This window comes from Gordonia sp. DT30 (assembly GCF_049844915.1).
In the GTDB taxonomy this organism is placed as follows: Bacteria; Actinomycetota; Actinomycetes; order Mycobacteriales; family Mycobacteriaceae; genus Gordonia.
The window spans coordinates 78,550-104,889 of the sequence record NZ_JBNCLY010000010.1 but is presented as its reverse complement, the minus strand read 5'-3'; the positions used below and the strand labels follow the sequence as shown (position 1 = coordinate 104,889).

At 68.7% G+C, this 26,340-nt stretch carries 25 protein-coding genes; 2 read left to right on the top strand and 23 right to left on the bottom strand.

Annotated elements, in window-relative coordinates; translation table 11 throughout:
- Positions 1-172: 172 nt before the first annotated feature.
- The 6 genes from hemB to ACLQ3C_RS11800 form a co-directional block, all read right to left on the bottom strand.
- Entirely contained in the window at positions 173-1,150 is a 978-nt protein-coding gene (gene hemB / locus ACLQ3C_RS11825) for a porphobilinogen synthase (protein WP_425705255.1), read from the bottom strand.
- A gap of 11 nt (positions 1,151-1,161) precedes the next feature.
- A complete protein-coding gene (locus ACLQ3C_RS11820) occupies positions 1,162-2,853 on the bottom strand; it encodes a uroporphyrinogen-III synthase (protein WP_425705254.1) in 1,692 nt (563 codons plus the stop codon).
- Between the two features lie 54 nt (positions 2,854-2,907).
- Complete coding sequence (hemC, locus tag ACLQ3C_RS11815) at positions 2,908-3,855, bottom strand: hydroxymethylbilane synthase (RefSeq protein WP_425705253.1); 948 nt, start codon at positions 3,853-3,855, stop codon at positions 2,908-2,910.
- Positions 3,852-5,270: a glutamyl-tRNA reductase gene (locus ACLQ3C_RS11810; protein ID WP_425705252.1), complete on the bottom strand. Its 1,419-nt coding sequence runs from the start codon at positions 5,268-5,270 to the stop codon at positions 3,852-3,854. The genes hemC and ACLQ3C_RS11810 overlap by 4 nt, the downstream gene beginning before the upstream one ends.
- A 22-nt stretch (positions 5,271-5,292) precedes the next feature.
- Positions 5,293-6,015 (bottom strand): redox-sensing transcriptional repressor Rex, encoded by a 723-nt coding sequence (locus ACLQ3C_RS11805; RefSeq protein WP_425705251.1) that lies wholly within the window; start codon positions 6,013-6,015, stop codon positions 5,293-5,295.
- Between the two features lie 115 nt (positions 6,016-6,130).
- On the bottom strand, positions 6,131-6,382 hold the full coding sequence (locus ACLQ3C_RS11800) for a glutaredoxin family protein (RefSeq protein ID WP_425705250.1): 252 nt from the start codon (positions 6,380-6,382) through the stop codon (positions 6,131-6,133).
- Between the two features lie 257 nt (positions 6,383-6,639).
- On the opposite strand from ACLQ3C_RS11800, the gene ACLQ3C_RS11795 reads away from it, so the two are divergent.
- Positions 6,640-7,734: an HAD family hydrolase gene (locus ACLQ3C_RS11795; RefSeq protein WP_425705249.1), complete on the top strand. Its 1,095-nt coding sequence runs from the start codon at positions 6,640-6,642 to the stop codon at positions 7,732-7,734.
- Positions 7,735-7,769: 35 nt separating this feature from the next.
- Here the strand turns inward: ACLQ3C_RS11795 and ACLQ3C_RS11790 are convergent, their stop codons facing one another.
- From ACLQ3C_RS11790 to ACLQ3C_RS11745, 10 genes are all read right to left on the bottom strand, one after another.
- Positions 7,770-8,933, bottom strand: a complete 1,164-nt coding sequence (locus ACLQ3C_RS11790) for a zinc-binding dehydrogenase (protein ID WP_425705248.1) — start codon at positions 8,931-8,933, stop codon at positions 7,770-7,772.
- A gap of 88 nt (positions 8,934-9,021) precedes the next feature.
- Entirely contained in the window at positions 9,022-10,155 is a 1,134-nt protein-coding gene (locus ACLQ3C_RS11785; RefSeq protein WP_425705247.1) for a lysophospholipid acyltransferase family protein, read from the bottom strand.
- Between the two features lie 247 nt (positions 10,156-10,402).
- Complete coding sequence (locus ACLQ3C_RS11780) at positions 10,403-11,455, bottom strand: NAD-dependent epimerase/dehydratase family protein (RefSeq protein ID WP_425705246.1); 1,053 nt, start codon at positions 11,453-11,455, stop codon at positions 10,403-10,405.
- A gap of 114 nt (positions 11,456-11,569) precedes the next feature.
- Positions 11,570-11,671: a 30S ribosomal protein bS22 gene (locus tag ACLQ3C_RS11775; protein ID WP_003402602.1), complete on the bottom strand. Its 102-nt coding sequence runs from the start codon at positions 11,669-11,671 to the stop codon at positions 11,570-11,572.
- 291 nt (positions 11,672-11,962) lie between these two features.
- On the bottom strand, positions 11,963-12,196 hold the full coding sequence (locus ACLQ3C_RS11770; protein ID WP_425705245.1) for a helix-turn-helix domain-containing protein: 234 nt from the start codon (positions 12,194-12,196) through the stop codon (positions 11,963-11,965).
- Between the two features lie 212 nt (positions 12,197-12,408).
- Positions 12,409-13,248 carry a pyrroline-5-carboxylate reductase gene (proC, locus tag ACLQ3C_RS11765; RefSeq protein WP_425705244.1) on the bottom strand — a complete coding sequence of 280 codons (840 nt, stop codon included), beginning with the start codon at positions 13,246-13,248 and terminating at the stop codon, positions 12,409-12,411.
- A gap of 107 nt (positions 13,249-13,355) precedes the next feature.
- Positions 13,356-14,231 (bottom strand): thioesterase family protein, encoded by an 876-nt coding sequence (locus ACLQ3C_RS11760; protein ID WP_425705243.1) that lies wholly within the window; start codon positions 14,229-14,231, stop codon positions 13,356-13,358.
- A gap of 1 nt (position 14,232) precedes the next feature.
- Positions 14,233-15,114 (bottom strand): sugar phosphate isomerase/epimerase family protein, encoded by an 882-nt coding sequence (locus ACLQ3C_RS11755; RefSeq protein ID WP_425705303.1) that lies wholly within the window; start codon positions 15,112-15,114, stop codon positions 14,233-14,235.
- Between the two features lie 26 nt (positions 15,115-15,140).
- Positions 15,141-16,985 carry a DoxX family protein gene (locus ACLQ3C_RS11750; RefSeq protein ID WP_425705242.1) on the bottom strand — a complete coding sequence of 615 codons (1,845 nt, stop codon included), beginning with the start codon at positions 16,983-16,985 and terminating at the stop codon, positions 15,141-15,143.
- Between the two features lie 74 nt (positions 16,986-17,059).
- Complete coding sequence (locus ACLQ3C_RS11745) at positions 17,060-18,037, bottom strand: hypothetical protein (protein WP_425705241.1); 978 nt, start codon at positions 18,035-18,037, stop codon at positions 17,060-17,062.
- Between the two features lie 174 nt (positions 18,038-18,211).
- On the opposite strand from ACLQ3C_RS11745, the gene ACLQ3C_RS11740 reads away from it, so the two are divergent.
- Positions 18,212-19,072, top strand: coding sequence for a hypothetical protein (locus tag ACLQ3C_RS11740; RefSeq protein ID WP_425705302.1), 861 nt, complete (start codon positions 18,212-18,214; stop codon positions 19,070-19,072).
- Here ACLQ3C_RS11740 and ACLQ3C_RS11735 read toward each other — a convergent pair.
- From ACLQ3C_RS11735 to mshA, 7 genes are all read right to left on the bottom strand, one after another.
- Positions 19,054-19,740 carry a winged helix-turn-helix domain-containing protein gene (locus ACLQ3C_RS11735; RefSeq protein WP_425705240.1) on the bottom strand — a complete coding sequence of 229 codons (687 nt, stop codon included), beginning with the start codon at positions 19,738-19,740 and terminating at the stop codon, positions 19,054-19,056. The genes ACLQ3C_RS11740 and ACLQ3C_RS11735 overlap by 19 nt on opposite strands.
- A 43-nt stretch (positions 19,741-19,783) precedes the next feature.
- Positions 19,784-21,166, bottom strand: a complete 1,383-nt coding sequence (locus ACLQ3C_RS11730) for a sensor histidine kinase (RefSeq protein ID WP_425705239.1) — start codon at positions 21,164-21,166, stop codon at positions 19,784-19,786.
- A 180-nt stretch (positions 21,167-21,346) separates the two neighbouring features.
- Entirely contained in the window at positions 21,347-21,679 is a 333-nt protein-coding gene (locus ACLQ3C_RS11725; RefSeq protein ID WP_425705238.1) for a GNAT family N-acetyltransferase, read from the bottom strand.
- Between the two features lie 67 nt (positions 21,680-21,746).
- On the bottom strand, positions 21,747-22,493 hold the full coding sequence (locus ACLQ3C_RS11720; protein ID WP_425705237.1) for a phosphoglyceromutase: 747 nt from the start codon (positions 22,491-22,493) through the stop codon (positions 21,747-21,749).
- A 130-nt stretch (positions 22,494-22,623) separates the two neighbouring features.
- The gene (locus tag ACLQ3C_RS11715; RefSeq protein WP_425705236.1) at positions 22,624-24,228 is read right to left on the bottom strand and encodes an AMP-binding protein; all 1,605 of its coding nucleotides are present in this window, start codon (positions 24,226-24,228) and stop codon (positions 22,624-22,626) included.
- A gap of 79 nt (positions 24,229-24,307) precedes the next feature.
- Positions 24,308-24,919 (bottom strand): YbjN domain-containing protein, encoded by a 612-nt coding sequence (locus ACLQ3C_RS11710; RefSeq protein ID WP_425705235.1) that lies wholly within the window; start codon positions 24,917-24,919, stop codon positions 24,308-24,310.
- A 42-nt stretch (positions 24,920-24,961) separates the two neighbouring features.
- Complete coding sequence (mshA, locus tag ACLQ3C_RS11705) at positions 24,962-26,302, bottom strand: D-inositol-3-phosphate glycosyltransferase (RefSeq protein ID WP_425705234.1); 1,341 nt, start codon at positions 26,300-26,302, stop codon at positions 24,962-24,964.
- Between the last annotated feature and the right edge of the window lie 38 nt (positions 26,303-26,340).

The following is a 26,340-nucleotide window of genomic DNA, read 5'->3' as shown; positions in this document are numbered from 1 at the left end:
GGCCACGACAATAATCGTCTCGACCGTCGCTATAGCCGCATCTCATATTCGTTCCCGAAGCCCGCCCGCCCCTTCGGGCGGTCCGTCGGCTGGACACGCGACTCGCTTCCGCGACCTCGCCACCGCTGCCTCATCGCGGAAGAGGGTGCCGTCGGCGAACTACAGCGCGCAGTCAGCGCAAGCGGGCGGCGACCTCGGCGGCCCAGTAAGTGAGGATGATCTTCGCGCCGGCGCGGCGAACCGACGTCAGGGATTCGAGGATCGCGGAATCGCGGTCGATCCAGCCGCGTTCGGCGGCCGCGGTGATCATCGAATACTCGCCGCTGATCTGGTAGGCGGCGACGGGGACGTCGGACATCTCCGCGACGTCGCGGACGATGTCGAGGTAGCTCATCGCGGGCTTGACCATGACGATGTCGGCGCCCTCGTCGAGGTCCAGACGCACCTCGCGCAGCGCCTCGATGCGGTTGGCCCCGTCCTGCTGATAGGTGCGGCGGTCACCCTTCAGCGACGAGCCGACGGCGTCGCGGAACGGCCCGTAGAACGCCGACGTGTACTTCGCGGCGTAGGCGAGAATGCCGGTGTCGGTGAATCCCTCGGCATCGAGGGCCGCACGGATCGCGGCGACCTGACCGTCCATCATGCCGCTCGGCCCGAGCAGGTGTGCCCCGGAACGCGCCTGCGCCAACGACATCGACACGTAGCGCTCGAGAGTGGCGTCGTTGTCGACTCGCCCGGCGTCGTCGAGCACACCGCAATGCCCGTGGTCGGTGAACTCGTCGAGGCAGGTGTCGGCCATCAGGACCGTCTGATCCCCGAGGTCGTCGCGAAGCAACCGCAACCCGCGGTTGAGCACCCCGTCGGGGTCGTCGGCGCACGAGCCCTCGGCATCCTTGTCACCGGCAACCGGGACCCCGAAGAGCATCAGGCCGCCGACCCCCGCGCGGACGGCCTCGTCGGCGGCGCGGCGCAGGGAATCGAAGGTGTGCTGGAACACCCCGGGCATCGAGGCGATCTCGTGTGGCGAGTCGAGGCCGTCGGCGACGAACATCGGCAACACCAGATCGCTTGGCGCCAAGGTGGTCTCGGCGACGAGGCGGCGCATCGCCGCACTCGTGCGCAGCCGCCTGGGACGGATCAGCGGACCCATCGGCACACCACCTACGACCGCGACCGCCGCGACTTCTTGCGCGGCGGGGGCAGTGCCCCCTCCGCACGCAGCCGCGCGGCGTGCTCGGCGAGCGCGTCGACCAGCTCGTGGATCGACGCGTCCTCCGGCTGCACGTCGACACGCAGCCCGAATTCCGTTGCGGTCTCGGCAGTCTTGGGGCCGATGCACGCAACGATGGTGCGCGCGTGCGGCTTTCCGGCGATACCGACGAGGTTGCGCACGGTGGAGCTCGAGGTGAAACAGACCGCGTCGAAGCCGCCGGTCTTGATCATCTCGCGGGTCTCGGCAGGCGGCGGGGCCGCGCGCACCGTGCGGTAGGCGGTCACGTCGTCGATCTCCCAGCCCCGCTCACGCAACCCCTCCGACAGGGTCTCGGTGGCGATGTCGGCGCGCGGCAACAGGATTCGGTCGACCGGATCGAATACGTCGTCGTACGGCGGGAACTCGTCGAGCAGACCGAGCGAGGACTGCTCGCCCGACGGCACGAGTTCGGGATTGATCCCGAATTCGCGTACCCGCTCGGCGGTGCCCTCCCCGACGCAGGCGATCTTCACCCCGGAGAAGGCGCGCGCGTCGAGTCCGAATTCGGCGAACTTCTCCCAGACCGCGCGCACCGCGTTGGTCGAGGTGAACACCACCCACTGGTAGCGGCCGTCGACGAGTCCCTTGACCGCCCGCTCCATCTGGGCCGGGCTGCGCGGCGGCTCGACGGCGATGGTCGGCACCTCCTTGGGCATCGCGCCGTGGGAGACCAGCCGCTCACTCATGTCGGCGGCCTGATCCTTGGTGCGCGGCACCAGCACGGTCCAGCCGTAGAGCGCCCGCGACTCCCACCAGGAGAGCTTGCCGCGCTGGCTGACGACCTTGCCGACGGTCAGGATGAGCGGCCCGGTCAGGGCGTTGCCCTGCTCGTTGAGCGTGGCCAGCGTCGCCTCGATGGTGCGCTGGGCGCAGGTGGTGCCGTTGATCGTGATGGCGACCGGTGTCTGCGGCGCCAGCCCCTGCTCGGTCAGCGCGCTGGCGGTCTCGGCGAGATGCCCGGAGGTCGCATGCAACACCAGCGGTCCCGGCGATGCGGCGAGCGCGGCCCAGTCGACGCCCTCGGCGCGCACGTCGGCGACGGTGTGGCTCGAACCGAGCGGCATACCCGCATAACTGGGCACCACCGAGGCGGCGGGCAGGCCCGGCAACACCTCGAAGGTGATCGATGTGCGGGCGACCGCATGCACCTCGGTGAGCACGGAGTCGGTGGTCAGCGGATCGCCGGAGACCACCCGCACCACGTCGTCGCCGCCCTTGGCGGCCGCGACGAGGGTCTTGGCGACCTCGTTCGGGTCGCCGAGCGCCGGGTGGACGACCTGCTCGGCGTCCTCTGCGGACTGCTCGCCCGCGGCGTCGGTCTGGTCGGTGGATGGATCGGCGCCGGCCGGTGTGTCTGCCGCTGCCGGTTTGTCCGACACCACCTGTTTGACGGTCGGTCGGCGTCGCTGGTCGGCGGGCTCCTCGCGGTGTGCAGCACCGATCATCGCGACAACTGTGGCCGGCACGTCAGGATCGACGTAGGCGGTCGTCGCGGCGGTGATGACGCTGCGCGCCCGCACGGTCAGCAGCTCTGGATCCCCGGGTCCGGACCCCACGAAAAAGATCCGCCCCGGATTGGCCTTTTTGGTCGTACGGCTCATGCGTTCGCACTCTCCTGCCCTCATACGCCGAGGGCTGTGTGTTCCTTGCCGGAACTACGGAGAGCCGACGATCTCGCCCGCTCCCAGTTCCAGCAGTTCGGCCGCGAGAGCCCTGCCCAGTTGGTCGGCACGATCCACCGGACCCACCACCGAAGCGCGGATCACATCGGATCCGTCCTCGGCCGCCACCGCCGCACGCAGCGACAGTTCGACGAAGATGCGCCCGTCGTCATCGATCGACTCGACCACCTCGGCGATCGCCCCGACCGGAGCGGTACACCCGGCTTCCAGTGCCGCGAGCACCGCACGTTCGGCGTCGACCGTTGCACGGGTGGACGCGTCGTCCAACTCGGCGAGAGTTCTCACCAGTTGGGCATCGTCGGAGCGGCACTCGACGGCCAACGCTCCCTGTGCCGGTGCCGGCAACAGGACGACCGGATCGAACGCCTCGGTGACCTCATCGGCCCTTCCGATTCGAACGAGTCCGGCACGCGCTACGACGACCGCATCGAGGTCACCGCTGGCGACTTTGCCCAACCGAGAATCTAGGTTGCCCCGTAGGGGGCGGATTTCCAAACCGAGACCCAATGCTCTAAGCTGCGCCACCCGTCGCGGGGCCGACGTGCCGATCGTGGACCCCGGCGCGAGCTCGCCGAGGACCTGTCCACCCCGGCTGACCAGGGCATCCCGCGGATCCTCGCGGGTCGGGACGGCCGCGATCACCAGGCCCGGATCGGGCGCGGTCGGCAGATCCTTGTACGAGTGCACGGCGACGTCGATCTGCCCGTCATGCAGCGCGTTGCGCAGCGCCGTGGTGAACACCCCGACGCCGATCTGGGCCACCGGGGCCGCCGACGCGTCGCCTGCGGTCTTGATGATGACCGGCTCGGCCCGATGCCCGGCAGCGATCAGGGCGTCGACGATGGTCTGGGTCTGGGTGCGGGCCAGCAACGAGCCGCGGGTGCCGACGCGGATGACGGCCCCGTCCTGCGGTGTACTCAACGCTCTCCCTGCTCGGGGGTGACATCGGTCCAGAATCCGAGGCCCGCCTCGGTGCTGAATCCGAGGCCCGCCTCGGGAGCTCCCGTCTCACCGAGCTCGGTGTCGGCCACACTGACGGCCTCCGTCGACCCGGGCTTGAGCTCGAACAGTTCGCGCAGCGCCTCGGCGTAGTGATCGCCGTTCGGAGTCGACGCGAGCTGCTTGACCCGCACGGTCGGTGCGTGCAGCAGCTTGTCGACGACCCGGCGCACGGCCTTGGCGACCTCGTCACGCTGCGGATCGTCGAGCCCGGGCAGTTTGGTCTCCAACCGCAGGATCTCGGCCTCTACCACGTCGGCGGCGCGCTGGCGCAGCGCGGCGACGGTCGGGGTGACCTCGGCCTGCCGCTGGGCGGTCAGGTAGTCGGCGAGTTCGCCGGCAACGACGGAACGAGCGGCCCGGATGTCGTTCGTGGCGGCCTCGGCCTCGGCGAGGCCACGCAATCCGGCGATGTCGACGATGTGCACACCGGGCAACCGGCCCGCGGCCGGATCGACGTTGCGGGGCAGCCCGAGGTCGCAGATGACCAGCGGTGCGTCCGCATCCCGGGCGCGCGCGGCGAGCGCCGAATGCACCTCACCGACACCGATCACCGAACCGACCGACCCGGTACACGCGACGACGACGTCGGCGTCGGCCATCACCGCAGGCAGGTCGTCGAATCCGACCCCGCGGACCTCGATGCCGTGATTGGCGATGACGTTGCCTGCCAGATGTTCGGCATTGGCGACGGTGCGGTTGACCACGGCCATCTCCGTTACGCCCTCGCGCGCGAGCTGGGCGGTGGCCAGCGCGCCCATCGCGCCGGCGCCGACGACGACCGCCGAACGGAACGGCCCACTCGGCGCGAGCTGCTGCGCGCGGTGCAATGCCACCGACACCACCGATGCGCCGGCGCGGTCGATGCCGGTCTCGCTGTGCACGCGTTTACCGACCCGCAGCGCCTGCTGGCCCAGTACGTGGAGCACGCGGCCGGTGCTGCGGTTGGCGTCGGCGTCGAGGTAGGCGTTACGGATCTGACCCAGGATCTGCTGTTCGCCGACCACGAGCGAGTCGAGTCCGGCCGCGACGGTGAACAGATGCTCGACGGCGGCCTCGGAGTAGCGGACGTAGGCGTGTTGGGTGAGGTCGCTGACGTCCATGCCGGAATGCTCGCCCATCACCTTCCCGACGGCCTCGAGGGCGGGGTGGAAGGCGTCGACGACGGCATAGATCTCGACGCGGTTGCAGGTGGAGACGAGCATCGCCTCGGTGATCGCCTGCGAACCGAGAAGTTCGTCGACGAGCTTGGGACGGTCGTGGTCGGAGACCGCGATCCGCTCGAGCACCTCAACGGGTGCGCTCCGGTGCGAGACACCGAACAACAAAACACTCACGCCGTCACCGTTTTCATATCCTTTACCGGTCCGCCACTGCGCGCAGCTGATCGTCCTCACGCGGCCCGATCAGGCTGCGCGATGCCGTGAAGGCCAACACCTGCAGTTCCAAGGCTAGATCAACCTGCCGGACGACGACGTCGGACTCGACGACCAGCCCGACCGGTGTCACGTTGAGTAATTGCCGTATCCCGACCGCGGCAAACGCCTCGGCGACGCGCTGGGCGTGCTCGTCGGCGGTGGCCACGACGCCGATGTCGACGGGCCCGACCTGCGGATCTGCGCATACGTTCGCTATGTCGTCGAGCGCGGCGACCGGTGGCGTCTCGGCCGACAGCCGGACCCCGATCATCTCGGGATCGTCGTCGAAGAGCGCGGCCACCTCGAAACCGCGTCCGACGCCGGTGTGCGCGAGCAACGCCTGGCCCAGCCGGCCGGCGCCCGCGACGGCGACGGTCGCGGTGGTGTCGGTGTGCAGCGCGATCGAAACGCGCGCGGTCAGTTTGCCGACGTCGTAGCCGACGCCGCGTACCCCGTTGGCCCCGACGTAGGAGAGATCTTTGCGCAGGATTGCCGGATTGACGCCCGCAGCGGTGGCCAGCTGCCCGCTGGACGCCACGAGAACGCCGCGTCGGGAAAAGGACCGCAAGACGTACAGATAACCCGCGAGACGGGCGACGGTGGGGTCGGGGATGTCGCCGGGGGCCGAACTGACGCTCACTGCCGCACACCCACTCTCACGCATCCCGGCGGGCGGCCGTCACCGCCCGCGTCGATGGGCTCAGGGTATACCCGGGCATTCCCGCCACCCGGCACGGGTCCGCACGGCGGCGCCGCCGGGTGTGGCCGCGCACACCGGCTCAGCGGCGGGCGAGATCGGCACGCAGGCGCGCCTCGTCGACCTCCCAATACCCGTGCTCCTCGCCGTCGAGCAGGATCACCGGCAGCCGATCGCCGAACTCGGCACGCAATTCCACATCGCCGGCCCGGGCCGCCGCGTCGACGTCGACGATCTCCCATTCGGCGCCCACGTCGGCGCAGATCCGACGCAGGTCGTCGGCGGCACGTGCGCAGGCGGCGCAGCCGTCGCGGCTGAGCAAGGTGACCGACATGGTGCTCCTCCCGGGCGCCGGCACCCCGGCGCGGACTGTGGTTCGCATCGCCGACCGGGCAGGCCGACGCGACCAGTCTGCTCCCCCCGCTACTCTGTAGGCGTCGAGCCCCAACCGCCCGGATGGGCTGTCGCGGAGGTGTGAATGTGGGTGTGACCTCTGACGGTGACACGAACCCGAATTGGGACACGAACCCGAATTGGGACACGAACCCGAATCGGGACACGAACCCAAGCCCGGACGCGAACCCGAACGGGATGCCCGAGCCCGACGTGCCCGCCGGCCCGCCGGCGCCGGCCGGACCGGCCGCCGACGACTGGGAGGCGCATGCCGATCTCGTCGACGGCGGTGCCCCCGACGACGAGGACGGTCCCGACCACGCCGACGACGACACCGATGACGTCGACGAGGAGAGCCATCGGGTGACCGCCTGGCTGACCGAACGCGCGAGCGCCGCCGGTGGCCGGTTCCGCCAGACCGCACAGGAACTGCGGCAGTCGCTCGCCGGTGAGGCGAGCGCCAAGGCTGCACTCGACTCGTTGCACGCCCGCCCGCCCGTCGAGGGCGAGCCGGAGGCCCCGCGCGATCTGACCGCCGCCGCGTTCTTCGACGTCGACAACACCTTGGTGCAGGGCGCCTCGATCGTGCACTTCGCGCGCGGCCTGGCCGCGCGAAAGTACTTCTCCTACGGCGACATCCTCGACTTCGCCTGGACGCAGGCGAAGTTCCGGATCACCGGCAAGGAGAACGCCGATGACGTCGCCGAGGGGCGCGAGAAGGCGTTGAGCTTCATCGCCGGGCGGCCCACCGCCGAACTCGCCGAACTCGGTGAGGAGATCTACGACGAATACATCGCCGACAAGATCTGGCCCGGCACAAGGGCTTTGGCTCAACGCCACCTCGACTCGGGCCAGCAGGTGTGGCTGGTGACCGCGACGCCGGTCGAACTCGCGCAGACCATCGCCACCCGCCTGGGCCTGACCGGCGCCCTCGGTACCGTCGCCGAGAGCCGCAACGGCGTGTTCACCGGGCGCCTCGTCGGCGACATCCTGCACGGCCCCGGCAAGGCGCATGCGGTGCGCGCGTTGGCGATTCGCGAGGGTCTGAACCTGAAGCGATGCACCGCCTATTCGGACTCGCACAACGATGTCCCGATGCTGTCGCTGGTCGGCACCGCGGTGGCCATCAACCCCGACGCCGACCTGCGTGACGTCGCCAAGGTTCGCGGCTGGGAGATGTATGACTTCCGGACCGCCCGCAAGGCCGCCAAATACGGTGCCGGAACCGCGTTGGCGGTCGGCGCCGCCGGTGGCGGGGCGGCTGCGGCGGCCCGGTTGTTGCGGCGCCGCTGAGGTTTCGGGCGCCGGAGCATTCCGGCCGACCCGGGCTATAGGGTCGACACCTCGCCGGCGGGATCGATGAGTACCTTGGCATGGTGTTCGGCTGAGCCCAGAGCGTCGAAAGCGGCTGCGACGCCGTCGAGTCCGATGACAGCGGTGACCAGCGGGCGAACGTCGACGTCACCGTCGGCGATCATCGCGAGCGTGTCGTGGAATTCGGCCGGGTCGTAGCCGAAGACGAATCGCAGCTCGAGTTCCTTGTTGATGGCCATGGCGGGCCGGAAGGCGTCGGATTCCATGCAGACGCCGACCACGACGATCCGCGAACGCAACGGCGCGCCGGTCGTCACGTGCTCGATCATGCCGGGCACGCCGACGCATTCGAAGACGACCGGCCCCTTTGGGGTGGCGCCGAGTTTGTCGGCGAGGTGGAACACCTTTGCCCACGGCACCAACGGGATTCGACGTAGGGTTCGCATGCCGTCGAAGGCGGCGGTGAACAGGTCGGAGACCCTCGAGAGGTAGCGGCCCTGCTCCACGACCTGCTCCCACGGTGAGTCCACGGTCGGATCGAGGACGATGTCGGCACCCACCCGCCGCGCGAGGTCGCGACGACCGGCGGAGAGATCGCTGGCGATCACCGTTCGCACGCCCGTCGCCTTGAGCATCAGGATGACGGCCAATCCGATGGGGCCGCAACCGATCACGACGGCCACGTCGCGGCGGCCGGGCGCACCGCGCCGCACGGCGTGGTAGGCGACGGCCAGCGGTTCGGTCAGCGCCGCCGCGTCGAGCGACACGCCTTGCGGCACTTCCATCGTCATGTCCTCGGAGGCGATGACGAACTCGGCGTAGGCGCCGGGCGCGTGTTCGGACAGACCGGTCAGGTGTGGGCCGGAACCGTGGCGCACCATCGGCAACGAGACCACCGCGGTGCCCGGCGCCCACTTCTTGCGGCACTTCGGTCCGTAGGCGACGACCTCCCCGACGAACTCGTGGCCCAGGATCACCGACTGCTCCGACCGCATGAACGCGTCGTAGCCGACGGCGGCGGCGACGTCGGCGGTCTCGTCCCCGTGTAACCGTGCGTGCAGATCCGAACCGCAGATCCCGGCGCGCCGGACCCGCAACAGCACCTCACCCTTGCCGGGTTGGGGAACCTTCACCTCGCGGACGCCGAGCTCGCCTTGATGACAGACGACGGCGCGCATGTCAGAAGAATTTCCGGTCCGGGTTGGGGCGTCAGGTGACATGGGGTCAATCTATACCGGCCGATTCGGCGGCGGTCAGAGTGCCGCGTCAGCCGAAGTAGACGCTGCCGCGACGGGACAGCATCCGGAACAGCGTCTGCTGAATCTCCTCACGCACATGGTCGGTGAGGTCGAAGACCACCATCGGATCGTCGGCGGACGCGGCGTCGTATCCGTCGGTCACGATGGGGCGACCGAAGTGGATGTGCCACTTCGACGGCAGCGGGACCAGCCCGAGCGGACCGAGCCACGGGAACGTCGGCGTGACCGGCAGGTACGGCAGACCCAGCACCCGTGCGAGCGGCTTGAGGTCGCTGATCATCGGGTAGATCTCCTCGGACCCGACGATCGAGACCGGGATGATCGGGGCCGCGTTGCGCAGCGCGGTCGTGACGAATCCGCCGCGGCCGAATCGCTGTAGCTTGTAGCGGTCCTTGTAGAGCTTGCCGATGCCTTTGTAGCCCTCCGGCCACACGGCGGTCAGCTCGCCCTGCCGCAGCAGCCGGTCGGCGTCGGAGGTGCACGCGAGCGTCGCCCCGACCCGCCGCGCCAACTCACTGACACCCGGAGTGTCAAAAGCCATGTCGGCGGCCAGGATTCGCAGATGCCGCCGCGACGGATGATTGTCGTGGACGGCCAGCGACGTCATGATGGCATCGACCGGGATCGATCCCGCGTGGTTGGCGACGAGCAGCGCACCACCGTCGACAGGCAGATTCTCCACACCGGTGACCTCGACCCGGAACCACTTCTCGTAGACCTGGCGGACCGCCGGGAACCACACCGATTCGGTGAAGTGCGGATCGAAGCCGAAGTCGTCGACCACATAGTCACCGGTCATCCGCTCACGGATGAAACCTGCTGTGGCGGTGAGGGAATCGGCCACCGCATTGCGGATACCACCGAGACTGAACAGCGGCGACGGCCGCGGACGATCTGGACCGAGTCCGTCGGCCACCACGACCTCGTCGCTGATCGGCGTCACCGAGGCCGGCGGGCGGGCGAATCCGTCGGTGTTGGGATGACCGAGAGACTCCGGCGGACGCACCGGACCGGGCTGCTGGCTGGGGTGGCGCCCCTTGCCTGCGTCGAGACCGGCCTGCCTGCCGAGCGTGGGCGCCGAACTCGCGTAGAGCTGGATGACCTTGGCGGTGCGTGCATCAGGGACCGATCCACCCGCCATACTCTCACCCCGCAACCTGGCCCGGACGGCCGACAAAGAAAGGACGCCGCCGAAAGGGGGATCCCCCGCTACTCGAGAACCAACTGCTCCGACGCCGATGAACTGTTGGTAATTCATGGTACGCGGAATGCAAATCTCCTGCAGCCCGGGGTGGATGGTGCCGATCACCCTCCGCCGGACACCTACTGCCACACAAGGCATTCCCCGTCACACCGATCACGTGAGTACCCGCACACGTGCTGATGGTTCAGCGCAGTTGCAGCGCCGCCGACACGACGCGCTTCTCGATGCCCCGCCACGTCTGCGACCCGAGCACCGGGGTGACTCCGCTGCGTTCGATGTAGTCGTCGAGGGTTTCGAGGGTGGTGTATCTGGGTGCGAAGCCGAGTTCGGATCGCATCCGGGTGGTGTCTAGCACCCGGCCATAGGTCAGGTACTCCGTCTGCGAGCTCCGGAACTTGGCCGACCGCAGATCCTGGAGGACGCCGGTGATCGGCGCGAGCAGGCGGCCGGGTACCGGCAACTCGAGGTGGCCGACTCGACGTATTGCCTGGGTCAAGGTGACCACTCCGTCGCCGGCGACGTTGAAGGTGCCGGCCCTACCTGCCAGGGTGGCGTGCTCCATCGCCGCGAGGGCGTCCTCCTCGTGCAGGAATTGCAGTCGCGGCGAGAACCCGATCACCGTCGGGACCACCGGCAGCGAGAGATAGGAGCTGATCCGCGTGTTGATACGGGGTCCGAGCATGGCCTGCAGCCGCAAGATGGTGACCTCGATGTCCGGGCGCCGACGCCCCATGCCGCGGACATATCCCTCGACGTCGAGCAGGTCGCGGCCGTAGCCGCGGGTCGGTTCACGCTTGGCCGGCGTCTCCTCGGAGAAGTGCGACGGGTCGGCGGCACTGGCGCCGTAGACCATGGCGCTCGAGCGCAGGATCAGCCGCTTGACCGAGGGGGTGCGCTGGGCGGCGGCACAGATCTGCATGGCCCCGACGACGTTGAACTCCTTGATCGCCGTCGAGTGCGATGCGGTGTCCATGATCGACGTGGCCGCGTGCACCACGGTGTCGACGTCATAGTTCGCGAGCGCCTTGGCGATCGCGGGGCGGCGGATGTCCAGACGCAGGAATTCCGCGCGTCCCATGCGGCGCATCAGGTCTTTGCGGGGCACCCGGGAATCGACGGCGAGCACCCGGGCGATGGTGGGGTCGGCGGCCAGTCGGGCCACCAGATATCCGCCGAGGAAAGTAGAGGCGCCGGTGACCAGAACGGTCCGCGGCATCTGGTCGGTCGCGTCGGTCATGCGCTCAGGCTAGCGTGGCGATGCCGCGAGCGCGCCGGGGCCGCAACGACAAGAACCCGCACGAAGGCGGGTTCTCGTGGGGATGCGTGGCGCAGGCCACGCGGCGTCACCGGCTCACTTACCGAGCTTGCGACGCTGCACCCGGGTGCGACGCAGCAACTTGCGGTGCTTCTTCTTCGACATGCGCTTGCGGCGCTTCTTGATCACTGAGCCCATGTGGGTGCTTCCTCACTTCACGTGCAAATGTTCGTCGAGCCCGCATTGGTTGCGGAGCGGCCGCCGTGCGTCGGGATCACCCGGAAGGATCGAGCGCGGGGGATCAGGCGCGAGCGGAGGCGAGCCGGTGCGGCTTGGCCGGTCTCTCACCCTACCGGTCGTACCCCACCGAACAGAAATCCGGGTCCACCACCATCCGGCTCCGTCGACGACGAGAATCGTCGACGGACCGCCGGGTGCGGGCGGGGTTTCACGGCGGGGTTTTCACGATGCGGGTTCGGCGGCGCGTGACTATCCCGCGTCGAAGTAGGACGTCTCCAGGTAATCGTGCACGGCCTTGGCATGAACCCGGAACGACCGGCCCACGCGCACCGCGGGCAGCTCGCCATTGTGGACCAGACGATAAACGGTCATCTTCGAGACCCGCATCTGCGATGCGACCTCGGCAACAGTGAGAAACTGCGACCCGGAACCCGGGTTGCCGACCGCCGCCGGCCTGTCTCCTGGAGTCTCTGCAGGTGCCATGAAATTCACATACCTCTCAGAGCACGCGTCGCGGCCGCCGGCTTCCCCTCCGGCGGACACCAGACACGCACGTGCTTGAAGAAGCTTAGCGTGGCTGATGTGAAAAAAGCGACGTGAGTTGCCAGTATTTTTCCGATTTGTCGCGCTCAACCACAACATACTGGGGTTATTCGACGATCTGCCACCAATCGTAGGGCCCCGGAATCGGACGATCAGGGTTGTGAACTCTCAACGTCAGCTCGACGTCCAGCCCGATGACTCGCCGCTGCGGCCGCCTCGGTGGCCTCATAGAACGCCCCGCGCAGGCCCGAGGTCTCGAGTTGGCGGATGGCTGCCGCGGTGGTTCCCGCGGGCGAGGTGACCGCGGCGCGCAGGTCGACGGGCGACAGGCCGGAATCACTGAGCAGCACCCCCGCACCACGGATGGTCTGGACGACCAGGGTGGTCGCCTGTGCCCGGGTCAGACCGAGCGAAACACCGGAATCGATCATCGCCTCGGCCATCAGGAACACATACGCCGGGCCCGACCCCGAGATCGCGGTCACCGCATCCATCAGCTTCTCGGGCACGACGGTGACGCGGCCGACCGATTCGAGCAGGCCGACCACCGAGCGCAGTTGCTCGTCGTCGACGTGGCGCCCGGCCGACACCGCCGACATGGCCTCGTTGACCAGCATCGGCGTGTTGGGCATGACGCGGATGACCGGCGCGCCGGCCGGCAGCAGCTTCTCGTACCGGGCGAGGGGGATGCCTGCGGCCAGCGTCACCGTCACCCGCTCGGATTCCGCGTCGTCGTCGGCGGTGGCCAGCTTGCGCAGCACCGGCTCGACGTCGTCGGGTTTGACGGCAAGGAAGACGTAGGCCGCCGAACTGACCGCGTCGGTCAGGTCGTCGGCCACGAGCACCCCGTACTCGTCGGCGATCTCGGTGGCCCGGTCGGGGACGCGTTCGACGACGACGAGGTTTCTGGCCTGTTTGCCGGATGCGATCAACCCGGCGAGGAGGGCCTCGCCGATCTTGCCGCCGCCGACGATCGCGATGCGTTCGGTCACTGCGGGTACGCCTTTCTGAGATGTTCGTTAAATATGTTGCTGCCCAACATCTTTCGGGATGTCAGGCGCAGATGGTCAGCAGAGCCGGGACGCCACCGCGGGTCCGGTCACCGCGCGGGGATCAGCGCGAGCTGACGTGACTGGGCGACGACTGCACCCGTCGAGTCCACCACGAGATGATCCTCCTCGAACATCCCGGGCCCCACCTCGATGCTGGAGGCCGCGAACCGCAGCCAGCCCGGCGCGGGTTCGCGGCGGATGTAGGTGGTCAGTTGCACCGTCGGCGCCCAGCCGAACAACGCCAGATTCATCACGACCGGCGGCGAGACGTCACACACCAGCACGGTGAAGTTCGAGTCGGGTTCGGTGTCTTTGGGCCTGCACCACCCCCGCACCACCGGGTCGCCGGTCTCCCCGCGCATCACCGGGAAGGTCTGCGGGTCGAGGGCGAGATCGAGCGCGGAACCGAGATGCATGATCTGCGACACCGGCGAGCTGTCGATGTCGATGGCGTCGTCGGGCGGCGTCGGCGACACCCCGTCGAGGATGTGGGGCGCCGAGTGCCGCGACGGCCCGGTGTCCGGACGGGCCAGCGTCACCGACGACGACACCATGGTCCGGCCGTTCTGGGTGAGGTCGACATGCAGCAGGGTCACGGTGCGGCCCCGCTTGAGTACCGTCGCGGTGACCTCGACCCGGCCGGGATCGGGTGCGGCGAGATAGTCGCTGGCGATCGCGACGGGCACGACGTCGGTGGCGTGCAGGGCCTTCTCGGCGTCGGTCGCGGCCGGAGCAAGATCATCGAGGGCACTCTTGGCGGCCCGCGCGATGATCATCTGCATGCTGCCGCCGTGGACCTTCGGGCCGATCGTGAAGGCGTCGTCGATCGTGGTGGTGTAGGTGATGGCAGGCCGGCCGGCGGTGTCCGGTACCGCACCGGTCACCGGAGCGAGATCGAGGAGTTCGGTCAGCTTCGCGTTCATGTCACCTTTCGGGCAGCCACCGCGCCCGGCTCGGTTCGCGTTTGAGGTGCTGCCGGGCAAAATCTAGCGAACGCGCCAGCATCGCCTGCCGCTCGGGTTTGGTTCGCGCCGACGAGGTGGAGACCTCGAGGATCACCGTGCCGGCGAAGTCGCTCCGAGCGATGCGATGGCAGACCTGCGCACACGGCTGCGTGCCGTCGCCCGGGATCAGGTGCTCGTCGGTGGCGGCGCCGGAGCCGTCGGCGAGATGCAGGTGGGTCAGGTTCTCGCCCATCCGCTCATAGAGCGCGACGGCGTCGGTGCCCGCGGTGGCGGTGTGCGAGAGGTCGAGGGTGTAGTGGCCGTAGCCGTTGTCGGTGGGATCGATCGACTTGCCGAACGCCGAGACCGCCCGTCCCGGTGTTCCGCCGCGCCGGGTCAGACGCCGCGCGGACCGCTCGCCGGTACCGAACACGCGGTCGGCGCGCATCGGGAACATGTTCTCCACCGCGACGGCGACGTCGGATTCGGAGAGTTCGCCGACCAGGTCGTCGAATCCCTCGACGTAGAGCCGCTGCCAGCGGAACGGCGGATGTACGACGACGGTGCCCGCCCCGAGGTTCTCGGCGGCCTCGGCGGCCCGTGCCAGTTTGCGCAGCGGGTCGCGGCCCCAGACGCGCTGGGTGATGAGCAGGCACGGCGCGTGGATCGACAACACCGGCACCTGATAGCGCTCGGACAGCCGCTCGACCTGCCCGATGTCCTGGCTGACCGGATCGCCCCACACCATCAGCTCCACCCCGTCGAAGCCGAGGTCGGCGGCGTAGGCGAAGGCGGCTTCGGTGTTCTGCGGGTAGACCGACGCAGTGGACAGGCCGATCGGGATCTCCGCGGCCACCGGCATCGGGCCGAACGAGCGGGACAGGTCCGTCACGTCGACAGCAACACCAGCGGCCCGATCGTGACGATCAGCCCGACCGCGAGCGCGAGCAACGTGGTGATCAGGTCGGAGGTACGCCGCACCAGGTGGGTGAAGGTGACGATGCCGAAGACGACCAGCACGGCGAGTACCAGCGCGAAGTACGGATTCCACTTCCACAGTTCGGTGAAGCCCCAGAAGAGGCCGACGCCGATCGCCAGCCCGGCCAGCACCTCGAGGATCACCGCGGCCCAGGCCAGCACCGGTGACCGGTCGGCCCAGGACCCGCGCCCCTTGTCCTTTGCCGGCTTGTCCGTTGCCGGCTCGTCCTCCGACTTCTTGGCCTTCGACGGCTTGCCCTTTGCCGGCTTCGCGGCCTCGGCTTGGGTCTTCTTGTCGGGCCCGGAGCGCTTGTCGCGCTTGGTTTTTGCGGTCTCCGCGATCGCGGCGGTACCGGCGGCGCCCGACTGCCCGGCGTCCCCGTCATACCGCGAGTCCTCGTCATACCGCGAATCCGCGCCGAGCGCGTCATCGTCGAGGTCGTCGTCGTCGAGCATGGGGGCCGCGACGGTCTCGGCGGGCTCGTCGTATCCGTATCGGGGGCCGTGTGTGTTCGCGTAGGTATCGAGGTCGTCCGCCGGATCGAGGACGTTCGCCGCGACGGTGTCGGCCGGTTCGTCGGTGCCGGTGCTACGGAAGGAGCCGCTCGGGGCGGCCAGGTCGGCGCCCTCGACGTCGTCGGGATCGAGCACGTGGACGTCGTCGCCGACCTCGTCGTAGTCGACGATGGGAATGATCCCGGTGATCGCGTCGGCGGCCACGTCGTCGGGCTGATCGACCTCGGTGGCCGCGGGCGCAGTGCGGGCTCCGGTGGCACCGGTGGTGGCGGTGAATTCGCCGCGGGCGTCGTCATCGGCGGTGCGGGCTCCGCGCGCCTTCGTCGCGCCCGCGGCCACAGCTCCGGCGGCTGCCGCGCCGGCAGCTGCCTTCTTGCCGCGGCCGAACCAGCGCCGTTTCTTCTTCGGCTCGTCGCCCTCGTGCTCGACGTCGGCAAAAGATCGGTAGGCGGCAAAGTCGTCGTCGACGGCCTTTCCGGACCGGTTGCTGCCCGACGGGATGGCGGTCGTCGGGGCGGGCTCTGACGCGGTGGGCGCTGACACCTGCGCGTCGGAGTCGTCGGGGCCGTCGTCGACGAGGGGAATGATCCCGGTCACCGCGTCGGAGGACTCGGGTTGCGTTGTGTCCGGGCCGGACTGCTCCGACAGCCGCCGGGACACGTCGCCTGCGGTGAAGTCGCGGGTCGGCGGGGGCGTGAAGCCGGGCATTCCGCTTGCGGTCCGCGAGAGCGGTGCGGCGGTACGCGGCGCCGTGTCGGCGATGGGCGCCCGGTCTGCGCCACGCGGCGCAATCGGATTCTGCGAACGCGGGAACGGGCCCGAAGCCGGTTCGGGCGCCCACCGTTCGGTCTGGGGCGCCGGGGCGGTGGTGTCGTGACTCGCGGTGTCGCGGTCGGCGGTGTCGTCACTCGCGGTGCCGCGGTCGGCGGAATCGTCAGGTCCGAAGCCGTGGCCTGCGGTGTCCCGGCCTGCGGTGTCCCGGCCTGCGGTGTCCGGGCCACTCGGCCCGTCGACCCGAGGGATCTCACCGGTCAGCTCCGACACCGAGACGGCGCCGGTGCGTCCGGCCCGCCGACGGCCGTGCCCGTCACGTCGCCGGGCGGGCGCATCGTCGGCACCGCCGGCCGCCTGACTGCGGGCCAGCAGCTCCGAGACCGAGATCGGCCGGGAGTCGGTCGCCTCGTCACGCCGTGACGAGTCGTCGGACCCGGGTTCATTCGTCCCGATGTGATCCACCATCGAAGTGCGCTCTCCGTCCTTGAAGATCCATCGCCGAGGCCGCGTGGCCCTCGGCGACTCGCGTCGCTCGCGTGTCAGTGGACGTCGCGCACACCGATCCCTGATGCGGAGATATCCGACGCATCGGCCGGCTCCGCATCGAGGCGGCGAAGGATGACCCCCTCCCGCAACGCCCACGGGCAGATCTCCAGTGTATCGACACCGAGGCTGCGCATTGCCGCCTCGGCCACCAGAGCACCGGCGACGAGCTGACCTGCGCGGTCTGCGCTGACACCCTCGAGTTCGGCACGGTCGTCGCGTGTCATGCGGGAGATGAACGCGATGAGCTGGCGCAGACCGCTGGAGGTGAGGGTGCGTTTGACGCGCGGTCCGGCGCCCGAGGGCGCCGCGCCGGTCAGCCGGGCGAGGCTGCGGAAGGTCTTCGAGGTGCCGGCCGCGACGTCGGGTGTACCCGGGGCGAGGAGCTCTTTGGCGGCCGGCCGCATCTCGGCGTCGAGCCAGTCGCGCAGTACCCCGATCCGGCGCCGGTCGGGCGGATCGTCGGGCAGCCACTCGCGGGTGACCCGCCCGGCACCCAGCGGCAGCGACAGGGCGACGTCGGGTTCCTCGTCGACGCCGTTGGACATCTCCAGCGAGCCGCCGCCGATGTCGAGCGCCAGGATTCGCCCGGCGCTCCAGCCGTACCAGCGGCGTACGGCCAGCGACGTCAGCCGGGCCTCGTCACGCCCGGCGAGCACCTCGACCTCCACCCCGGTCCGGGCCGCGACGCGGGCGAGCACGGCGTCGGAGTTGGTGGCGTCGCGCACGGCCGACGTCGCGAATGCCATCATCTGCTCGCAGCCCGAGCTCTGCGCGATGAGGGTGAATTCGGCAATGGCATCGACGAGGCGGCCGGCCGCACGGTCGGTGAGGTTTCCGTCGTTGTCGATGTGTTCGGCGAGCCGCAGTACCGCCTTCGTCGAACTCATCGGTGTCGGGTGCCCTCCCCGATGGGCGTCGACCACCAGCAGATGAACGGTGTTGCTGCCCACGTCGAGGACTCCTAAACGCACGCACACACGGTAGTGCGTGCCGTATTCGGCTGTCTGCGGCGGGTATACCTCGCGCGCGGCGTTCGGGCGGCCCGGTGCGATCGCCACCGCTGCGATGACCGATTTGCCGACCGCGGTTACCGTTGTGGAGTGCCCGAATCCAGCTCCACCGCGCCGCCCGGTTCCACCGCGCCGATGACCCCCACACCCGAGGTCGATCTCGACTTTCCGCGCGAATGGTACGAATTCGCCGATCCCGACGACCCCGAACATCTCATCAGCGCCGATCTCACGTGGTTGTGCTCGCACTGGACATGCGTTTTCGGCACCCCGGCCTGTCAGGGCATCGTCGACGGCCGCGAGTCCGACGGATGCTGCACGCACGGGGCCTATCTGTCGGACAAGGCCGACCGCAAACGGCTGGCCCGGGGGGTGTCGATGCTGACCGCCGACGACTGGCAGTTCCACAAGAAGGGCTCCGGCACCGATCCGCTGGGTCCGCGGGGCTACCTCGTCGAGGACGAGATCGACGGCGAGCCGGCACTGAAGACCCGCCGGCACAAGGGGGCGTGCATCTTCTTGAACCGGCCCGGCTTCGAGCGCGGCCCGGGCTGCGCGCTGCATGCGATGGCGCTACGGCGTGGCCTGGAGCCGTTGACGGTGAAACCCGATGTGTGCTGGCAACTTCCGGTGCGCCGCGAGCAGGACTGGGTGGAGCGCCCGGACGGCACGCAGATCCTCAAGACCACCATCACCGAATACGACCGGCGCGGATGGGGCGAGGGCGGCCACGACCTGAAGTGGTACTGCTCGGGCTCCCCCGACGCACATGTCGGCGCGACCGCGGTCTGGCAGTCCTACGAGCCCGAACTCGTCGAGCTGATCGGCCGGGCCGCCTACGACGTGCTCGCCGACACGTGCCGGCGTCGAAGCATGCTGGGGCTGGTGGCAATTCATCCGGCGACCGCCGCCGCGACCTCCCGTCGCGAGACCGACATCAAATACGAGCGCCTCGACGCCGACGCCCCCGATTCACCTCACGACTCGAACTTGTAACCCAATCCACGCACCGTCACCAGGTGTTTCGGCACCGCCGGATCGGGTTCGATCTTCGAACGCAACCGCTTCACGTGTACGTCAAGGGTTTTGGTGTCGCCGACGTAGTCGGCACCCCAGACGCGGTCGATGAGCTGACCGCGCGTCAGCACCCGGCCGGAGTTGCGAAGCAGATACTCCAGAAGGTCGAACTCCTTGAGCGGCAAGGTGATCGGCGCTCCGCTCACCGACACGGTATGCCGTTCGATGTCCATCCGAACCGGCCCGGACTCGAGAACCGCCAACACGAGGTCATCGTCGCCGACGTCGCCGCCGCGCCGCAGCACCGCCCGGATCCGCGCGATCAGTTCCCGCGCCGAATACGGTTTGGTGACATAGTCATCGGCCCCGAGTTCGAGACCGACGACCTTGTCGATCTCACTGTCGCGTGCGGTCACCATGATCACCGGCACGCTCGACCGCGCGCGCAGCGACTTGCAGATCTCGGTTCCCGACACCCCGGGCAACATGAGGTCGAGCAGGACGATGTCGGGGCTGACGCGCTCGAACACCGAGAGCGCCTGGGCGCCATCGTTGACGATGCTGGCCTCGAAGCCCTCTTTGCGGAGCAGAAAGGCCAACGGATCGGCCAACGACTCCTCGTCCTCCACGATCAGTACATGCGTCACCTGCGAAACTCCTTGCTGGTCATACGTTCTGGCCGGTTTGTGATCATGCGATCTGAGTTGCGGTCCGTCGTCGCCGCGTCGATTCGCCGGAGTCGCCCGTCTGCTGCGCGTCGAGGTCCTGCGGGAGCGACAGCGTGAAGGTCGAGCCGGTGCCGGGCTGGCTCCACAGATTGATGGTGCCGTCGTGGGTGGCGGCGACGTGCTTGACGATCGCCAGGCCCAGGCCGGTGCCGCCGGTCAGCCGCGAACGCGCCTTGTCGACGCGGAAGAACCGTTCGAAGACGCGTTGCTGATCGGCGGGCTGGATCCCGATGCCACGGTCGGTGACCGCGATCGACACCATGCGCACGCCGTCGGAGGTGATCACCCGCCGGCTCACCGACACGGTCGTGTTCTCCGGCGAGTAGACGATGGCGTTGACGATCAGGTTGCTCAGCGCCGTCAACAGCAGCATTCGGTCCCCGCGCACCCAGGTGTGGATGGGCCGGTCGGCACGCAGCGAGATGCCGGCCGCCTCGGCGCTGACGGCGGCACCGTCGATGGCGTTGTCGATGAGTTCGTCCACGTCGACCGCGGTGAATTCCGGCTTCTCCCCACCCTCGAGCCGCGACAGTGCGATGAGTTCGGAGACCATGTTGCCCATCCGGGTCGACTCGGCCGCCACCCGGCGACCGAAGTGCTCGACGGACTCGGCGTCGTCCGATGATTCCAGCAGCGCCTCGGCCAGCAGGCCGATCGCCCCGACCGGCGTCTTCAGTTCATGGGAGACATTGGCGACGAAGTCGCGGCGGGTGGCCTCCACCCGCAGGTTCTCGGTGTCGTCGGTGCCGTAGATCATGGCGTACCGCTCGTCGCCGTGAAAACCCAGCCGGGCCAGGCAACGCACCGATTCGGCGGTGCGTTTGGTGGTGCGTCCGGTCGAGAGGAAGCCCAGGGTCGAGGTCGGCGGCGCGAAATCGAACCGCGTCTGTTCCCCCGTCTCGAGGACCTTCAGTGAGGCCGCCCAGACCGTTTCGGCGAGCAGGTGCTCGGAGACCAGTCCGAGCTCGACGGCCCGGTGGTTGTAGAGGACGACGTCGCGGAACTCGTCGACGACGGCGACGGCCACCTCGGAGTTGCGCACGATGAGACTGAGCAGGCCGGCCTTGGTCAACTGACCGGACGGGGTGACCACGGGGTGATCGGATTCGCGCAGCGCCGCCGACTCGGGCACCTCACGGGGGCGGTCGGCGACGACGGGTGCGCCGCTGGGAACGGCGTCGGCGTCCGAGTGCTCGGCGGAGTGGGTCGCGGCGTCGGCTGAACCTGCTCGCGCATCGGTCTGGGCCGCTGCGCGGATCCGCCGACCCCAGCGCCCGAGCCCGTAGCCGAGGAACAACGCGAGCACAATCGCCACGATGGCCCCGGCAATCAATGCAGCGGTCACACTCGCAGCTTACGGTCCCGGAAACTCCACGAACATTCCCGGCGACACAATTCGGCTGCCGTTCACGCGGTGTTCCACCGGAACGTGACCTGCGGCACCGAAATCTCGTTTCCGGAGTCTCGGCCGGCCGAGACCGATGCGCGTCGGCCGACCGATGTCCCGCCGCGGTCCGGTGGGAGATCATTGCGGAACCGGCACCGCCATGTCGGCGTATTCCGGATTCTGTTCGATGAAGTGCTGCACGTACGAACAGACGGGAACAATCCGTTTGCCGGTTCCCCGGATGTCGTCGAGTACGGCCCGTACGAGCCGGCCCGCATACCCGCGGCCCGAATATGCCTCCGGGATCACGGTGTGGGTGAGTACGACCTGATACGGCTCGGACACGTAGTCGACGTAGCCGACCACGATCTCGTCGGCGTCGACGACATCGGTGCTGTCGGTGGTCAGTATTGCTTCGTACCGCTCGAGCGCAGCGGAATGAACGATGCGCAGGTGCCCCGGATCTGCCATGTACCCAATGTAGCGCCGATCACACAACCGCCGCCACGACGATTGTGTTACAGATCATGCTACCGAATCACTTCTGTCCCTGGGCCGCGACGGCCGCCGCGCCGGCGGCAGCGGCCTCCGGGTCGAGGTAGGTGCCGCCGGGGTTGCGCGGTTTGAGGTTGTCGTCGAGGTCATACCGCAGCGGGTTGCCGGTCGGGATGTTGAGTCCGGCGATGTCGGCGTCGGAGATGCCGTCGAGATATTTGACCAGCGCGCGCAGCGAGTTGCCATGCGCGGCGACCAGCACGGTCTTGCCCGCGGCGAGGTCGGCGGCGATCGTCTCGGTGAAGTAAGGGATGAGCCGCTCGACGACGTCCTTGAGGCACTCGGTCAGCGGGACCTCGGCCAGATCGGCGTACCGCGGATCGTGCGTCTGGCTGTAGGGCGCGTCGGGGTCGATCGCCGGCGGCGGGGTGTCGTAGCTACGGCGCCACAACATGAACTGCTCGTTGCCGTACTTCTCGAGGGTGTCGGCCTTGTTGAGGCCTTGCAGCGCGCCGTAATGACGCTCGTTGAGCCGCCAGTCGCGGACCACTGGAATCCACAACCGGTCCGCCTTGTCGAGGGCGATGTGCGCGGTCGAGATGGCCCGGCGCAGCACCGAGGTGTAGACCACGTCGGGCAGCACATCATGCTCGACGAGGAGCTCGCCGCCGCGACGCGCCTCGGTCTCGCCCTTGTCCGTGAGTGCGACGTCGACCCAGCCGGTGAACTGGTTGGACGCGTTCCACTCGCTCTCGCCGTGCCGCATCAGGATGAGGGTGCCGTTGCTCATGGACGATAGTTTGTCACATGCACTGCGCCCGCTCAGCGCACGCTCATTGCGTCGATCGGGCTCGCGCGGTCCGAATGTGCTCACGCGGGCCGCCGACGAACCGCGCGAGCACACTGGGCCCGCGTAAATGCTACTTGCGCAAGTCTTTTCGCAGGATCTTGCCCGACGCCGACTTCGGGATCGCGTCGATGAACTCGACGGCGCGCACCTTCTTGTGCGGGGCGACGCGGGCGGCGACGAACTCCATCACCTCGGCCTCGTCGAGGTCGGCGTCGGCCTGTTTGACGACGAACGCCTTCGGGATCTCCTCGCCGTCGGCGTCGTTGACGCCGATGACCGCGGTGTCGGCGATCTTCGGGTGCGTCAGCAGCAGTGCCTCGAGCTCGGCCGGCGGCACCTGATAGCCCTTGTACTTGATGAGTTCCTTGAGCCGGTCGACGATGTAGACACAGCCGTTCGGGTCGACCTGCGCCATGTCGCCGGTGTGCAGGTAACCGTCGGCGTCGAGGGTGTCGGCGGTGGCCTGCTCGTTGTTCAGGTAACCGAGCATCACGTTGGGGCCCTTGACCCACAGCTCGCCGGGCGCGGAGAGACCCTCCGACGGCAGCTTGATCTCTTCCCCGGTGCCCGGGTCGACGATCTTGTTCTCGGTGTTGGGGATCGCCCATCCGGTCGACGACAGCGGTGGCTCGTCGAAGCCGAGCACCGCCTTGGTGTCGAGCGGGATGAGATGGCTGACCGGGGACAGTTCGCTCATCCCGTAGCCCTGCAGCATGTGCAGGTCGAGGCGTTTGGCGACGGCCTTGCCCAGCTCGTCGTCGAGCGGCGCCGCACCCGACATCATCACCTTCAGCGACGAGAGGTCGTAGTTGTCGACGACGGGGTGCTTGGCCAGCGCCACCGCGACCGGTGGCGCGATGTAGGCGCTGGTCACCTGGTAGTTCTGGATGTTCTCCAGGAATTCGACGAGGTCGAAGCGCGGCATGATGACGAGGCGGCCGCGGTTGTAGAGCGCCGCGTTGAGCAGCACCGTCATGCCGTAGATGTGGAAAAACGGCAGCACCGCGATGACCACGTCGTCGGGCGTCATGCCCTGCAGCGGCTTGATCTGCGCGACGTTGGCGACGAGGTTGCGGTGACTCAGCGCCACGCCCTTGGGGTTGCCGGTGGTGCCCGAGCTGTACGGCAGCGCCGCCACGTGCGTCGCCGGGTCGAAGCTCACTTCGGGTGCGGGCAGACCGGCCGAGAGCAGATCGACCGCATTGGGATGCCCGGAGCGTTCCTGCCCCTCACCGTCGAGGACGATCAGGTTCTCGTCGGCGATGCCCACCTCCTTGGCCGCCTCGGCGGCCTGGGTGAACATCGGCGAGATGGTGATGAGCATCTTGGCGCCGGCGTCCTTGAGTTGCTTGGCGATCTCGGGCGCGGTGAACAGCGCGTTGATCGTCGTCGCGGTGCCGCCGGCACGCAGGATGCCGTGGAAGACGGTGGCGAAGGCGGGGATGTTCGGCGAGAGCACGCCGACCACGTCGCCGACCCCGATTCCGCGCGCCGCGAGCGATCCGGCCGCCGCGTCGATCTGCCCGATCAGCTGCCGGTAGGTGGTCTCGGCACCCGATTTCGGGTCGACGAGGGCCACCCGGTCGAGATCGGCGTCGGCGACCGAGCCGAACAGGAACTCGTAGAGGCTCACGTCGGGGATCTCGACGGCGGGGAAAGGACTGGCGAAGCTCATGGCACCTCCGTTGGCGACAGGATGGTCGGGGCAAGCGTATCAACAGCGATTGCCACGATGTGACGCAAGCCTCTGTCCGTTATGGCCGGTCTCCGGGCTCACCCGCGTCGTCGGCGACCGACGGTTCCGCGCCGGTGACCCCGGGTTCGTATCGGCCCGCCAGGGGCTCCCCCGGCTCGGGCAACGAGTCCTTGTCGATGAGGTGCTCGAAGGCCAGCAGATTGCGCAGGGACTCGCCGCGCGAGACGCGCCACGCCCATTCGCGCCGGATCGAGGTGATGAACCCGATCTCGAGCAACGTGTTGAAGTCACCGTCGGCAGCCTCGAGGACCTGGCCGAGGACGCGATCCACCTCGTCGGCGGTCAGTGCGTCGCCGGAGAGCCGGCCGACGAGGTAGATGTCGCCGATGTTGTCGATGGTGTAGGCCACCCCGTAGAGCCGGCGGTTACGTTTGAGCAGGTACCGGAAGACCTCTTCGTGGTTCTCGTCGGGATGACGGCAGACGAAGGCCTCCAGCCGCACCCCGTAGGTGCCCGCGGTCAGCAGGACCGTCGTCTTGAGTTTGCGTTCGCCGGGCAGCTCGAGCACGATGTGCTCGGCCTGCGCACCGCCGGAACTCTTGCGGCTGAACGTGATATCCCGCTCGGTGAGGACCTTTTCGAGCAGTTCGATGTGGTCGGTGTGACTCATCGTCTTCCCTTCCGATTCGCCGTCGGTGACGAACACGATCGATCAGATGGTCATGCGGGTCCGGCGCCGGCGCCACCGGCGGGTCGCCCGCACCAGCGGCGCCACCCCGACTGCCGGAATGCGCTCGCGCGCAAAGGATTCCATCGCACGCGTATAGCTCGCCAGCAGGGCGTCTGTGGTGTGCTCCCAGGAGAACCGCTCGGCGTGTTCGCGGGCGGCGCGGCCCATCACGGTGAGTTGTTCGGGGCTGCTGAGCATCTTCTCCAGCGCGGTGGTCCAGTCCCCGATGTGGTGCCCGTCGACGAGCATCCCGGTTCGGCCGTCGGCGACAGCGACCCCGAGCCCACCGACATCGGCGGCCAGCACCGGCACGCCGCATGCCTGCGCCTCGATCGCGACGAGCCCGAAACTCTCCGAATAGCTCGGCACCGCAACGAGATCCGACGCCCGATATACCTGCGCCAGCCGCGGCGCGGGCTGGGGCGGCAAGAACGTGACGTCGTCGCCGATACCCAGTTCGGCGGCGAGATCGATGAGCGCGGTAGGGCGGTCGAGTCCGCTGCCGGACGGTCCGCCGACGATCAGCACATGCACCGGGCGGCGCCCGGTGGCGCGGCAGCGTTCGATCAACGGCGCCGCCGCCGCGAGCAGCACGTCGGGGGCCTTGAGGGGCTGGATGCGTCCGACGAAGGTGACGATGTTCGCGTCGTCCGGCAGTCCCAGCTCCGCGCGCGCATCCGCTTGGCGGCCCGGGGTGTAGCAGTCGAGGTCGGCGCCGGGCAGGACGACATCGACGCGGGCGGGGTCGGCGTCGTACATGGTGATCAGTTCGTGGCGTTCGGTCTCGGTGTTGGCGACGAGCCGGTCGGCCTCGGCGATCACCTGCTGCTCGCCGATCACGCGCAGCCGCGGCTCGGCGGCGTCGCCGGCGGCCAGCGCGGCGTTCTTCACCGCGGCCAGGGTGTGCGCGGTGTGCACCAGCGGCACCCCCCAGCGCTCGCGGGCGAGCCAGCCCACCTGTCCGGACAGCCAGTAATGCGAGTGGATCAGGTCGTAATAGCCGGGCCGCTGCATCGCCTCGGCACGCAACACCCCGGCGGTGAACGCGCACAGCTGGGCCGGCAGGTCGCGTTTGTCCAGTCCCTCGAACGGTCCGGCGACGATGTGCCGCACGATGATCCCGTCGGCGGCGTGTACGACGGGCGCATCGGCCGACGACGTCGCGCGGGTGAATATCTCCACCTTGATCCCGCGCCGGGCCAGCCGCCGTGCGGTCTGCCAGACGTAGACGTTCATGCCGCCGGCGTCACCGGTGCCGGGCTGCGCCAGCGGCGAGGTGTGCACCGAGATCAGTGCGATGCGCCGCGGCCGGGACGAGGTCATTGTTTCAGCTTAGAGAAGCCGCGGCAGGCGGTTCGGTT

Excerpts from the sequence above, each read along its gene's own strand:
- ACLQ3C_RS11775 (WP_003402602.1), bottom strand. The coding sequence starts at position 11,671 with ATGGGCTCAGTGATCAAGAAGCGCCGCAAGCGCATGTCGAAGAAGAAG.
- ACLQ3C_RS11795 (WP_425705249.1), top strand. The coding sequence starts at position 6,640 with ATGCCCGAGCCCGACGTGCCCGCCGGCCCGCCGGCGCCGGCCGGACCG.
- ACLQ3C_RS11800 (WP_425705250.1), bottom strand. The coding sequence starts at position 6,382 with ATGTCGGTCACCTTGCTCAGCCGCGACGGCTGCGCCGCCTGCGCACGT.
- ACLQ3C_RS11750 (WP_425705242.1), bottom strand. The coding sequence starts at position 16,985 with ATGGTGGATCACATCGGGACGAATGAACCCGGGTCCGACGACTCGTCA.
- ACLQ3C_RS11760 (WP_425705243.1), bottom strand. The coding sequence starts at position 14,231 with ATGAACGCGAAGCTGACCGAACTCCTCGATCTCGCTCCGGTGACCGGT.
- ACLQ3C_RS11725 (WP_425705238.1), bottom strand. The coding sequence starts at position 21,679 with ATGGCAGATCCGGGGCACCTGCGCATCGTTCATTCCGCTGCGCTCGAG.
- hemB (WP_425705255.1), bottom strand. The coding sequence starts at position 1,150 with ATGGGTCCGCTGATCCGTCCCAGGCGGCTGCGCACGAGTGCGGCGATG.
- mshA (WP_425705234.1), bottom strand. The coding sequence starts at position 26,302 with ATGACCTCGTCCCGGCCGCGGCGCATCGCACTGATCTCGGTGCACACC.
- ACLQ3C_RS11720 (WP_425705237.1), bottom strand. The coding sequence starts at position 22,493 with ATGAGCAACGGCACCCTCATCCTGATGCGGCACGGCGAGAGCGAGTGG.
- ACLQ3C_RS11790 (WP_425705248.1), bottom strand. The coding sequence starts at position 8,933 with ATGCGCGCCGTCGTCTGTCATCAAGGCGAGCTCGGCGTCCGCGAGGTG.
- ACLQ3C_RS11740 (WP_425705302.1), top strand. The coding sequence starts at position 18,212 with ATGACCCCCACACCCGAGGTCGATCTCGACTTTCCGCGCGAATGGTAC.
- ACLQ3C_RS11805 (WP_425705251.1), bottom strand. The coding sequence starts at position 6,015 with ATGCGTGAGAGTGGGTGTGCGGCAGTGAGCGTCAGTTCGGCCCCCGGC.
- ACLQ3C_RS11755 (WP_425705303.1), bottom strand. The coding sequence starts at position 15,114 with ATGCCGGTGGCCGCGGAGATCCCGATCGGCCTGTCCACTGCGTCGGTC.
- ACLQ3C_RS11715 (WP_425705236.1), bottom strand. The coding sequence starts at position 24,228 with ATGAGCTTCGCCAGTCCTTTCCCCGCCGTCGAGATCCCCGACGTGAGC.
- ACLQ3C_RS11770 (WP_425705245.1), bottom strand. The coding sequence starts at position 12,196 with ATGGCACCTGCAGAGACTCCAGGAGACAGGCCGGCGGCGGTCGGCAAC.
- ACLQ3C_RS11780 (WP_425705246.1), bottom strand. The coding sequence starts at position 11,455 with ATGACCGACGCGACCGACCAGATGCCGCGGACCGTTCTGGTCACCGGC.
- ACLQ3C_RS11785 (WP_425705247.1), bottom strand. The coding sequence starts at position 10,155 with ATGGCGGGTGGATCGGTCCCTGATGCACGCACCGCCAAGGTCATCCAG.
- ACLQ3C_RS11820 (WP_425705254.1), bottom strand. The coding sequence starts at position 2,853 with ATGAGCCGTACGACCAAAAAGGCCAATCCGGGGCGGATCTTTTTCGTG.
- ACLQ3C_RS11710 (WP_425705235.1), bottom strand. The coding sequence starts at position 24,919 with ATGAGTCACACCGACCACATCGAACTGCTCGAAAAGGTCCTCACCGAG.